Source organism: Colwellia sp. BRX8-9 (genome assembly GCF_014077245.1).
Classification (GTDB): Bacteria; Pseudomonadota; Gammaproteobacteria; order Enterobacterales; family Alteromonadaceae; genus Colwellia_A.
On record NZ_JACGVN010000014.1, the window covers coordinates 1 to 12,893 of the forward strand.

Consider the following 12,893-nt stretch of genomic DNA (forward strand, 5'->3'; position numbering starts at 1 on the left):
AAGGTATCTTCACCACATAAGAAAGCGCGTCGAACACAACGCGCCACACAATGGTAATAAGGTGTGTCTACTAAACTGATTTGTTGCTTCCTTGGCGTGGCCATAACTCACCTAAGATAAAGTAGCTTGATTACTTTAGCGTAGTACAAAGGGAAAACTTGTTCAATTTAGGATGAGTGTCCTGTTAATTTGATATTTAAAGAAACAGCGATTGGGGAGGTTATTTGTATTTGTTTTAAGTTGTTTCGTTTGTGTATTAAATAAATTAAAAAAAGCAAAGTGTGATCACTTTGCTTTTTTGATTGTAATAATTTACTTATAGCTAAATTATTTGAAACCAGTATATGTATATGGTTTAAGTATACAACTAGAAACGGTATTCAGCACCGGCGTAGAAATAAGCACCATTAAAACCAAAAGGTGCTGAACGGCGTGAATAAGTAAACACACCAGGACTACTGACAACAACATTGCCATTGGCGTCAACAATAGTGCCAGAGCGAGAATTTCCTATTTCATTTTTATCAGGGTACACATCAAAAATGTTATTTCCACCGAAGTTAAATGATAGCTCATCGTTAAATTGATAATTCACGCGTAAATCTGTTAATACTTCAGCGCCATATGTTTGTCTTTCACCATCAAGAACCGTGTATTCACCGTAACGATTAAAGGCTAAGTTAACTGTGAAATCGCCAATTTTATATAAGCCACTTAAACTTATGCGGTCTTGAGGTTGCCATTCTTCAATAATAGAAATCGCCTGCTCTGAAAAAACATCCTCAGGTGAAATTCCACCTAATGCACTGCCTGCTGGAGTATAAGTATCGGTAACTTCTGTTTCTGAAAAGTTTGCGGCAAATGTTAAGTCTAATGTGCCAGACATTACTTCTGTATTCCATGTTGCTATAATATCAACACCTGTTGTTTTAGTGTCAGCACCATTTAAAAAGAATTGCCCTGCACCTGCTCCAGAAGAAGCTAATGCCGCATCAAGCGCTGACGATAAACCGTTACCTAATGAATTACTCAACACAATGCGGTCTTCAATTTTGATAGAATAAAAGTCAACAGTTAAATTAATATCATCGGTAACTCTTACAACAGAGCCAATACTAAAGTTGGTTGATACTTCTTCTTTTAGCTCAGGAATACCAATAGCTTGCGCTAGAATACTGTCATTTCGGAAAGTACCAATTTGTACTGCAATTTGGTCCCCACCATTAGGATTTGTCTGGAATTGAGTACTAATATTATCAGTATAAAGTTGTTGCATTGACGGAGCTCTAAAGCCAGTACTTGTGGCGCCACGCAATGATACATCATCAGTAATTGACCAATTAGCAGCAAGTTTGAAATTAGTGCTATCACCAAAGCCGTCGTAATCATCATAGCGAACCGCTGTGCTAATAATTAGGTTGTCAGTGACTTCTGCTTCTGTGTCAATGTAAAAAGAAATTACATCACGAGATTCATCAACAGATTGTAGTGGGGCTGTACCACCAAATCCTTGTGTTCCTGCACTGCGATCTGTCTCATATATGCTATTACCGAGTTCATCGGTATCATAGTCTCTGTATGAATATTCATCACCTGCTTTTACTCTGAATTCATCCGTGCGAAACTCGGTACCCATAGCTAAAGAAAACCAATCAAAATTTTGAGTGTAATCCATATTAATTGTTTGTAAGGTGAGTTCTAAGCCGTAAGCAAACGCTTCGCGAGGAATTGAGCTACGAATCTCATTAGCGGATAGTGCTGAGGTGTAGATGAGTGAATTAGCATAAGATGAATTTATTGTATCCCGAGTCGTGTAATCAATATTATTTTCACCATAGGTATATGATAAATCTAATGATGAATCATTACTAAATTCAGTTTTATAACCAAAGTTGTATGAAATATCTTTTATTTCAGTATTGATTTTAGGTAAAAATCCAGCAGGAATAGTTGCATCACCATCTTGAAGCTGTGCGTTACCTCCGCCGTTCGCATTATGGCGAAAGAAAGCTGCAGATTCGTTATCACGGCTTGAATAAGTAACAAAACCATACAAATGACCATCAGCTAAATCGTAGCCAGTATTTATCGTTAGTCCTATTTGCTCGGAGTCTGCGTCGCCAATACGAAATGTTTCACGAGTCGCGGTAGCTTCACGCGGATCGCCTAATAAAAAATCGCCATTATCAAGCTGGGTACAACCTGAAAATTGACATGAGCCATGTAAGCCTGCTCTGTCAGAGTAGCCTCTATCACGTATATTTAACGTGGTATTAAGGAAGCCATTATCGCCAAGTGCAAAACCCTTAGAAATATCGATATTCGTAGTTTCACCATCGCCAGCTGAGTTCTCGCCATAAGAAACACCGACGCTTCCACCTTCACTCTGATCTTTAAGAATAATATTAATTACACCGGCAATTGCATCTGAACCATATTGCGCAGCGGCGCCGTCACGTAATACTTCAATACGCTTAATAGATGCGGCAGGAATAGCATTCATATCTGTACCAGCAGTACCACGTCCAACTGAGGTGTTAATGTGAATTAAACTCGCTTGATGGCGGCGTTTGCCGTTGATTAACACTAATGTTTGATCAGGACCTAAGCCACGCAAGGTTGCAGGGCGCAATGCATCAGTTCCATCACTAATCGATGAGCTTGAAAAGTTAAATGATGGGGCTATGGCTTGTAACATTCTACCGACTTCTGTTTGCCCAGTGTTAAGCAAAGCTTCAGCAGACAAAATATCTACGGGAACAGGTAAATCTTCTGCAGAACGACCAGCAACACGGCTTCCTATAACCGAAATTTTTTCTACTTCTTGCTCACTGACTTGAGCAGGCTCTTGGGCAAGTGCTGTTTGACTTGCTGCGCTTAGCATTAGTGGAACTAAAGCTGCTTTGAGCATTGTGCTTTTATTCATTGTTATATTACTCCTGAGATGTTTATGTAGTTTTATGCTCAGTTGACCAGCGTTATCTATAACAGCGGTTAAGTTGGTGTTTTTTAAAAGTTGTTGTAAACCGTCTTTAACCGAATATTTGCCCTTTAACTCATTTGCATAATGTTCTTTTGTTAAGTCATAGGAAAATAAAATCGTTTTATTTGCCTGTAATGCAAATGAAATGAGCGCTTTATCAGCACGCTGTTCCTTTACTGTAAAGTTGATCAAGCTTTCGGCAAATGCTCCAGACGTGAATATAAGACAGGTACATATAAAAAATGTAGCGCTTGTTAACGGCCGAAATACAGAAAGTTGAAAACGACAAAATAACTTTTGCCAACCTTGCAGTGTTAATAAACAGTTCAGAAGGAAAATTCCTCTATAATATTTTATAAAAAATATATTGAGTTAAAAGATAGGGAGTATTTAAAGTTATTTCGTAGTATTTAAGCTCAAATGAATTGAGTTTTCATTTACTTTTTCAAATTGAATATTGAAGTTACTACTTAACGATTTAAGGAGTCCATCAATATCATTCGCCTTAAAGTAACCGGCCACTTTTATTTTATTGAGTTCAACATCCTTAATTTCAAAGGTTGTAGTGGTATAACGACTGATTTCGGCTAATGCTTCATCGAGTGGTTTGCCATTAAAAACTAACATACCTTGTTGCCAAGCAAGTTCTCGTTGAATTTGCTCAAATGAAGTTTTTTTATTTGATGTTTGAATATTATTTTCGATGGTGGCAATTTCACCAGATGTTATCAATAAACCAGGTAATTTTTCTTTAGGTAAAGTAGATAACATCTTTGCTATTTTATTTAATGGTTGGTTCGACTTGGTCATTAATACTTGACCTTCGGTGACAACAAGCTCCATGTTTTCATTAGATTTTCTTTTTACATTAAAGATTGTGCCTAACGCGGTAAATGATTTTTCGCCAACTGTTACGGTAAAGGGTCTACTTTTATCTTTGGCAACATCAAAGTTTGCTTCGCCTTTAATCAATGTTAATAAGCGATTGTTTTTTGAATAACTGACTTCAACTAAACTATTGGTATTAAGTTTAATTCTGGAGCCATCTGACAGTGAAAACCGGGTTTGCTGTCCTATCTCTGTTTGCAACGTTCTTACTTCAACAAATCTTTTTTCGATATTGTCATCAATAAAAGGTGTGATGTTAACAAAGAAGTTACCCGCAAATAACAGAATAAAGGCAATGCCTGCTGCAACGGCATATTTAGCGATAACATTATGCTTTTTTTGAATCGGTTTTTCTAATGTAAATAGTGCACTTAACTCATTGAGTACACTTAAATCATCCCAAAGTGCAGCTAAAGAAAATAAGGTTTTACGATGAAAATCACTTTGATTCACCCATAGTTGAAAATCGAGTTTATCCTTATTGGAAAGACCCCGATCAATTTTGCTTACCCAAAGACTTGCTTGTGCTTTGATGTCGGCTTTACTGGTGAATGGTTTAACTGTTGTCATACAATATTCTTTTTTAATTTATATTTTATTTTATAATTGAACGTGCGTTATTTTTTAAGGTTGAAGCTTTTGGTGTACTATTTTGCTCAATCCTTTCCATATATTCAGCGCACTTTAATAAGCCCTTAGCGACATGTTTCTCAACCGTACTTTCACTAAGGTTTAAATAGTTAGCTATTTCCTTTTGGCTGAAACCGTAAACTTTTTTTAATATAAATGTTTTGCGGACTACGATAGATAATTGCTCTGTCGCTCGGCAAAATAATAAGAAACGTTCCTTACTCTCAAATTGTTCTTCAAATTTCAGTGAGGTTAATCCAGTCAAAGCGTCAGCAGAATCATCTAATGAATCACTGTATTTATTATCCCACTTATTTACGTGATTTAGCGCAAGATTTTTAGCTGTTTTAAGAATAAAACTACGAGCGTATTTTATTTCTTCTTTGAGATCGGCTTCATAAGTTCGAATAAACGTCTCTTGTATAATATCATCAATGTCATCAGGACTGGCGATTTTATTGATATAGCGCTTAATATTAGCCGTGTAATTAACAAACAGCGTAGTGAATTTATTATTCTGAGCCATTGTTGTTCTTGTTATTCTTATTTTATTGTGAAACCGAGTGTAGGGCGGGAAGCAAAGAATTACAATGACATTAAATAAGATTTAGTTTGTAGATTAAGTGATGACAAATTTGTAACTCTTGTTGAACACCTTGATCTATTTACAGAAAAAACTGGGGCAATTTTGAATACCTTACATGAACGGCAGAGGTTGAGTACTATGATATTAAACATGTCTTACCTAGAAAGTTATGCCAATTAAGGTTTGAGCTTAAAGGTAAGTGTGTCGTTTTTTGTTTTTGATAATGAAAATAAGCTTCAAGCTACTTCAGTTTAGAATGAGTGTCTTGTTAATTGTCTCTATGAAATTAAACATGTCTTACCTAGAAAGTTAAGCCAACTAAGGTTTGAAATTAAAGTTAAGCAAGTCGTTTTTTTGTTTTTGATAATGAAAAGAAGCTTCAAACTACTTCATTTTAGAATGAGTGTCTTGTTAATTGTTTGTGGTTGAGTACTATGATATTAAACATGTCTTACCTAGAAAGTTAAGCCAATTAAGGTTTGAGCTTAAAAGTAAGTGTGTCGTTTTTTGTTTTTGATAATGAAAATAAGCTTCAAGCTACTTCAGTTTAGGATGAGTGTCTTGTTAATTGTTAATTATCTTATAAAATTTAAATGCGAGTATTTGTTGAGCGTATATGAAATTTGGTCTGCTTAACACAGAATTACCTTTAGACTAGTGGTAGAATTGCAGCTTAGGGTAAGTCGAATTTTTCTATATCTAGGTTTGTGCTGTAAATGAAATGTATATCTTCAAGTGTTTTTGGGCGCTTTATTGGTAAAACTACGAAAATTAATATTACTGAAATCGGCTTATCTATTGATGTTGAAAACACCTTAAGCCAAATTAAATGGCAAGAACTTATAAAACCGCCAATGTTTCATATCAGCTTTTTTGGGCACATAATGACATTGCAAACAGCAGATAAAAGTTATGCTTATAGTATGCTTGCCTTCAATGCTAAACGCGAACATAAGAGCCAGTGTGAGAAACTTTGGGCGTTAGCCAACATTAAGCCAGTTAATGCCTTATTAACGACCATCAAAAAAATTATCACCACTCGCTATTTACGTCAGTCAAATATTGATGTTATTCAGTCATTAGTCAATCAAGAACTCAAACGTTGGTTTCCTTGGATTAACACCAGCAAAACACTGCCGATGGTTGCTAAGCAGCTGCAGCAGCTGTCGAATTACCATCACTGGCAAGAGCAAGCTATAGAGGATTGTCGTGAACGTTATATTAAGCAACAGCTTCAAGCCCACCAAGCTTTCTTTGATCGTGTCGAGTCTAATCCTTTAACGTTATGTCAACAGCGCGCCTGTATTATCGACAATGATAATAACTTGTTGTTAGCTGGCGCAGGAACAGGTAAAACCAGTGTGATGGTTGGCCGAGCCGGTTATTTACTTAACAGCCAACAAGCGCAGCATAGTGACATTTTATTATTAGCTTATGGCCGAAAAGCGGCTGATGAAATGGATATAAGAATAAAAGAAAAATTATTGACTAATAAAATTAGTGCAATGACCTTTCATCGTTTAGGCCTTAATATTATTGCTCAAGTTGAGGGAAAAAAGCCTAGTTTATCGGTATTCGCCGAAGATGAAAAAGCAAAAGCTAAGTGGATCCAAAGGTGTTTTGAAACCTTGATTAATGAGCAAGCCCAATATCGTCAACTTATCATAGAGTATTTCAGTAAATACTATTACGTTGAACGTAATGATTCTGACTTTGAAAGCCTAGGTGAGTATTACCAATATTTAAACGATAATGATATTCGTAGTTTAAAAGGAGAGAAGGTTAAAAGTTTTGGTGAGCTTTATATTGCCAATTGGTTATTTAACCACGGAATAGAATACCAGTATGAAGCTAGCTACGTTCATGATGTAGAAACAATCGAGCGCAGACAATACCAACCAGACTTTTTTCTACCTGAACTTAATGTTTATATTGAATATTACGGGGTAGATGAAAACGGGAATACAGCATCTTACATCAATAAAAGTGAATATCACACATCTATTCAGTGGAAACGAGACACCCATAAGAAATTTAACACTCATTGTCTTGAATTTACCTATGCTCAGCATAAAAAAGGGCAATTAATTAGCGCTTTAGAATCATTTTTTAATGCTCATCAAGTTAAATTTGAATTACTCCCTGATGAAGTGATACTCGAAAATTTAAAAGAAAGTGGGCGGATAACAACACTTGCCCAAATGTTTTGTCAGCTAGTAGGACTTTATAAAGCCGCGTGTTTAGACCATTCTTTAGAAAATAATGTGATCATCAATTCTTCTGATCCAAAACAGACCACGAAAGCATTAACGTTACTTAAACCGATTTTAATCGCTTATGATGAACACTTAACATCTCGCGCTGAAATTGATTTTGAAGATATGATTAATAAAGCATTAGGGTATGTGCAAGAGGGGAAATTTAATTCGCCATGGCGTTACATCATGGTCGATGAATTTCAAGATATATCAGAGCCAAGAGCACGGTTAGTTAAAGCCTTACGTGACAATAATAAAGCCTGTTCAGTTTTTGCTGTTGGTGATGATTGGCAGGCGATATATCGCTTTAGTGGCGCTGACATTACCTTAACCACAGGGTTTGCTCATTACTTTGGTGTTACCACTCAATCAGCTTTAGACCAAACCTTTCGATTTAATAATCAAATAGGCAAGGTGGCAACAGATTTTATTAGCCAAAATCCAGCTCAAATTAAGAAAAAAATACAATCGTTAAAACAAGTTAAAGCACCTGCAGTTTCATTACTTAAACGAGAGAATGGCGCATTAAACTCTTCAAAAAAAGGTATTGTTGATGAAATGGCCAATGGTGCAATCGATGATGTTTTAGCGGCTATTTCAGCTAAAGCGTGTAAGCCGGTGAGTGTTTATTTATTAGCGCGTTTTTGGTTTCAATTACCAGACAAAGTCGATCTAAATCGGTTAAATAATCAATATCCGCTATTAACTATTGAATCTCAATCTTTTCATGCTTCTAAAGGAAAGGAAGCCGATTATGTCATTATTCTTGGACTCAAAAAAGGTGCTCATGGTTTCCCTTCAGAAAAAGTAACGCCAGCATTACTCGACGCCTTACTCGCGAAAAAAGAAGCCTTTGCTTATGCCGAGGAACGACGATTATTTTATGTTGCCCTAACGAGGGCTAAAGATAGGGTTTATGTTATTGCCGATATGACTGAAGCAAGCTGTTTTGTTAAAGAGCTTGTTAGCGATCATAACATCGAACTTGATGAATTTGACAGCACAGCCAGTCAATCATTTATAGATGAGATCAACTGCTTGGTTTGTGAAACAGGCACCTTAAAGAAACGAACAGGGCGTTTTGGCGATTTTTATTCATGTTCACACTTTCCTCGCTGCGAGCATAAAGAGAAATCCTGTACTAGCTGCCAAAGTCCGATGACACGAAAACGTCACCCAGGTTTTAAGTTTTGTTTGAATGACGCCTGTAAAAGCGTCATACCGACGTGTGAAAAATGTCATGCTGAAATGGTGTTACGCTCAAGTAAAAGTGGTGAGTTTTGGGGATGTAGAAACTATAAAGGTAATGAACCAATGAGCTGTAAAAATGGCCTTGATACCGACAAAATAAAATGGCCAGAATTGGTGAGTTAAATAATGCGAAATAGTTATTAAATGGGATACAGATAAAGCCAATGAATTCTCTATTTAGTCAGCCATCATATTTTTAATAATGATAATAGCTGTTCATAGAGTCCAGTTTGATTCATTAAAATCCTTTTTAATTTAACACTTTATTAGTTCCAGGATATCTGAAAAGTTATACACCATTATAATTAGCGTGGTGAAATATTAAAAAAATTTTCATACTTCAGCCATTGTCATCATCTTTGTTTGTATAAGATGTAGCATTTACTATTCATCACAAAAATAGAGGTCAACAAACTTAATTATTAGTTAACTAGGTTGCTGACCTGTATTTTCACGTACAAAGACTAGTGTCAGAAAATTTCTAGCACGTCTTTAACATGAGATACGGGTATCAAGGTAACCCCTTTAGTTTCTAAACGTTTATTGTAATTACGTTTGGGTAATATAATAACTTTAAAGTCGTTACGAATTGCTTCTTTGACGCGTTCTTCACCTGAAGGCACGGGTCTTACACTACCGTCTAACCCTATTTCTCCAAAGGCAATAGTATTGACCGAAAACTTATGCTCTCTTGATGACGATATCATTGCGAGGATCAAAGGCAGATCTGAGCCAACATCTTTGGTTAAGTTAACACCTGATACCACGTTTACGTAAATATCATTACCGCCAATATTGACTCCCATACGACTTCGCAATATGGCTAACAGCATTTGCATGCGTTTATAATCAAAGCCAACACCACCTCTAATAGGATTTTCAGCTTGAGATTCGGTGACCAGCGATTGAATATTGATTAATAAAGTTCTTCCGGTATCGTTTGATGCATAGGCCATATTCCCACTCGATTCAGCACCATCTTTATCTAAAAAGATGGCCGATGGGTTTACAACATCTTGCATACCTTTGGCTGTCATGGCAAAAGTGGCTATTTCTGTGGTGTCACCAAAGCGGTTTTTAGAGGTTCTAAGCGTTCGGTATTTACTGTCAGCTTCTGGCTCTATTTTACACATACAATCGCCGATGTGCTCAAGTACTCTAGGCCCAGCCATATCTCCGGATTTAGAAACATGACAAACTAATATTACGGTAACGCCATGCTCTTTCGCTAGTCGGTTTAGCATAGCAGCGGATTCTTTGACTTGAGTAACACCGCCAGGAGAATTGGGCAGTGAACTAATAAATGCCGTCTGGATAGAATCAACAACAAGGAATTTATAACCATCGGTGACCATAACATTACAGATAAGCTCTACGTCACCGGAGTTCATTATGTCAATTTTAGAAATGTCGGCTTGTAGCCTTAAACCGCGGTCTCTTACTTGCCCTTTAGATTCTTCGCCTGAGGTATATAAAGATTTACCTATTTGACTTAAATGAGCACATGTTTTTAACAATAATGTACTTTTACCCGCACCAGGGTCACCCGCTACAAGAATAACAGAACCTTCAACGATACCACCGCCCAACACTCGATTGAATTCAGAGCTACCGGTGTCAAATCGAGTTAAGTCCATATCAGAGACTTCACTCAACTTATCTATCTTTGCATCTTCTTTAGAGTAACCTCGGTGAGCGTTTTTACTTGGTGTGCGCTGGGTTATTACCTTGGACTCTTTAAATTCTGTGATGCTGTTCCAAGCTGAACAACTTGAACATTGACCTAACCATCGAGGATGATTTTCACCACACTCGGTGCAAACATAAGTTGTTTTATCTTTTGCCATAATATTCTTAATAATTTATTTGTGGGGTTATTATATCGTGCTAGTCATACTAGTTTAACTAGCCAGTTACTTGAATCAATACAATTAATCGACTGACAAGTTTTGAGTATATTCATATCGCTCTCGCACATTTAACCATAAGCTCAGGTGAAGAAGCAAAAATATAGTCTATGTCCCATTGGGAGCCTTTTCAGACTAAGTTATAGCTATTTCATTAATGCTATTATATGGAATATGTATTGTCGTTAATAGATGATGAAACAACTTTAATTTAACATAAGTTATTTCATTTATTGGTGAAAAATCTGCTTGTTGATTTCAAATGAAAAATATTATTAAAGTTGATTTTTATTATTTGCAATTAATATATCGCGCGTAGACAAACACTAAAAAAGAGTATTTTAGCCTTGCTTTAGATCATGTTATACCTATAAAGCGTTTGATTTTATTAATTTTATAGGTATTATCACAATCATATAACAATGGAAGTACGAGTTCAAAAAATGGAATTACTTGCTAGTCATTTAACATCAAAACTCCCCTTTATTATTGGTATTACTGGTCATAGAGACATACTGACTAATAATGCAGACGCAGTAAATGGCAATAGCGCGGAACTTAAATCTACCATTCGTGCAACGCTACTTCACTGGCATCACCAGCTAAACTCAGTAGCTAAACCTAATAAAACTTCTGTTAACGAAAGGCAAATAGTCACGCCAATTTGGCTTATGTCTGGTCTAGCAGAAGGAGCAGATTTATTATCTATTGAAGTGGCATTAGAATTACAAGTTGAATTAGGTTGTGAGGCGATAAAAATTATTGGCTGTTTACCTATGCCGCTGATAAATTTTGAACAAGACTTTCAACCCAATAGTAATAGTTACCACCAGCTTAAAAAAATGGTTTTAGCCCTCCAGAAAAATGGTAATGAATTACTCGAAATTAAACACTCGTTGGTTGATAGTGACTATCAAATCGCGATTGAGGATCTAGATTATGGCGATCTCAGGAATAGCCTGTACCTTAATCAGGGATTATTTATTGCAAAATATGCCAATGTGTTAGTTGCTTTATGGGATGGATGTGATGCAAATGGATGTGGCGGTACCGCTGATATTGTTAAATATAAACTGGGTATGGAAGTTCATTGGCCTGATAATACTGAAAATCTATCATTAAAAGCCGTTTCTGAATTTGATGGTCAAATTGCGGGCCTTGTTCATCACCTTTTTGTCAAAAGAGTTAGCGTAACTAATAATATATCTCCGTTATTATTAACTGATCTCCCCCAGAGTGATGCATTAGCGCATTTAACACCCAAAGTGGGCGAGCTCTATGCATATAGCTATGCTGGAAATGAAAACGCATTGACCGACTTTATCTCTACAGAGTTTATTCAGTTATTATCTGAGCTACGATTTTATAATAGTTATAGCGCATCAGAGTCGATTGACGTTGCTAATACCTTTACTGCCCCAGACGTCGATAATGGCCTTTCAATTTCAAACCCTATTTTTACGTTAGCCGATGATCTTGCCTTAATTGGACAGCAAAAGTATCGAAAACTTATTAAATTGTTTTTTTGGTTTGCCATTGTTGGATTTGCTTGTTATGAATTAGCGGGTAATTTAGTTAATTCAGAAGAGGGAAGTTGGGTCATTCTAGTGACCTTATTGTCTATTATCGCTTGTTGGCGAGTTATTCGTTACGCCGGTAAAAAAGAATTGAAATGGAAGTATCAGCTTAGTCGAGGTGTCGCAGAAGCCATGCGTATTAGGGGTTTTTTAAACTTGTCTAATATCCCGCCATCGGGAGAGCCTATTATTCCAAGACGTTATCGGAGCCACTTACCATTATTTAATCATGCTATTGCTATAACCGAAATCGATTGGTGGCGCTCATCCGCTGATAAAAACCTCGATGAGATTCGAGATACTTGGATAGGCGATCAGCGAAGCTTTCTTCAAAGCCGATTACAACTAGGAGCTAAAAATTTAGTTGAGCTTCTTTATAAACGACCACTTTATGCGGCATTGCTATGCTCATCGTTCTCAAAGAAGTGCTTTATTGTAGCGATTGGTCTTGGCGCGATTCTTTTATGCTCTATGTTAGCTCAGCAGATATTCAATTTTTCTACCTTAAATGATGCTAATAACATACTGATGATGATTGTGCAGTATAGCCTTATGGTAGGTGGTGTTGTTGCATTGTGGAGTGAATTATTTGGTTATGAAAGCACTGCCAGTGGCTACAGCAGTATGGAAGAACTTTACGCTCGAGCTCAATCTTTATTAAAAGGAGATATGACATCAGCAAAAGAATTAATGCTATTAGCCCTAGCGAGAGAGGCTATGTTTGAACATGTTAACTGGTCTAGTTCAGAATCGAATAACGATATTAAAAATCGTAACTAACTAACTAACTAATAAAGAATAAAATAGGATATT

Annotated in this window: 6 protein-coding genes and 1 pseudogene; 2 read left to right on the forward strand and 5 right to left on the reverse strand. The window is 36.5% G+C overall.

Annotated features, from left to right (window positions below; translation table 11 throughout):
• From H4J70_RS20715 to H4J70_RS12710, 4 genes and pseudogenes are all read right to left on the reverse strand, one after another.
• A pseudogene (locus H4J70_RS20715) lies at positions 1 to 104 on the reverse strand (Type I secretion system protein TolC); the annotation flags it as partial.
• A 263-nt stretch (positions 105 to 367) separates the two neighbouring features.
• The gene (locus tag H4J70_RS12700) at positions 368 to 2,926 is read right to left on the reverse strand and encodes a TonB-dependent siderophore receptor (RefSeq protein ID WP_259364999.1); all 2,559 of its coding nucleotides are present in this window, start codon (positions 2,924 to 2,926) and stop codon (positions 368 to 370) included.
• A 453-nt stretch (positions 2,927 to 3,379) separates the two neighbouring features.
• Positions 3,380 to 4,441: a FecR family protein gene (locus H4J70_RS12705; protein ID WP_182216407.1), complete on the reverse strand. Its 1,062-nt coding sequence runs from the start codon at positions 4,439 to 4,441 to the stop codon at positions 3,380 to 3,382.
• A 25-nt stretch (positions 4,442 to 4,466) separates the two neighbouring features.
• Positions 4,467 to 5,027 carry an RNA polymerase sigma factor gene (locus H4J70_RS12710; RefSeq protein ID WP_182216409.1) on the reverse strand — a complete coding sequence of 187 codons (561 nt, stop codon included), beginning with the start codon at positions 5,025 to 5,027 and terminating at the stop codon, positions 4,467 to 4,469.
• Positions 5,028 to 5,803: 776 nt separating this feature from the next.
• On the opposite strand from H4J70_RS12710, the gene H4J70_RS12715 reads away from it, so the two are divergent.
• Positions 5,804 to 8,719: a UvrD-helicase domain-containing protein gene (locus H4J70_RS12715; RefSeq protein ID WP_182251224.1), complete on the forward strand. Its 2,916-nt coding sequence runs from the start codon at positions 5,804 to 5,806 to the stop codon at positions 8,717 to 8,719.
• A 347-nt stretch (positions 8,720 to 9,066) separates the two neighbouring features.
• On the opposite strand, the gene radA is transcribed toward H4J70_RS12715, so the two are convergent.
• Positions 9,067 to 10,443, reverse strand: coding sequence for a DNA repair protein RadA (gene radA, locus H4J70_RS12720; protein ID WP_070376542.1), 1,377 nt, complete (start codon positions 10,441 to 10,443; stop codon positions 9,067 to 9,069).
• Positions 10,444 to 10,925: 482 nt separating this feature from the next.
• Between radA and H4J70_RS12725 the strand changes: the two genes are divergently transcribed.
• A complete protein-coding gene (locus tag H4J70_RS12725) occupies positions 10,926 to 12,860 on the forward strand; it encodes a hypothetical protein (protein ID WP_182251225.1) in 1,935 nt (644 codons plus the stop codon).
• Positions 12,861 to 12,893: the final 33 nt, after the last annotated feature.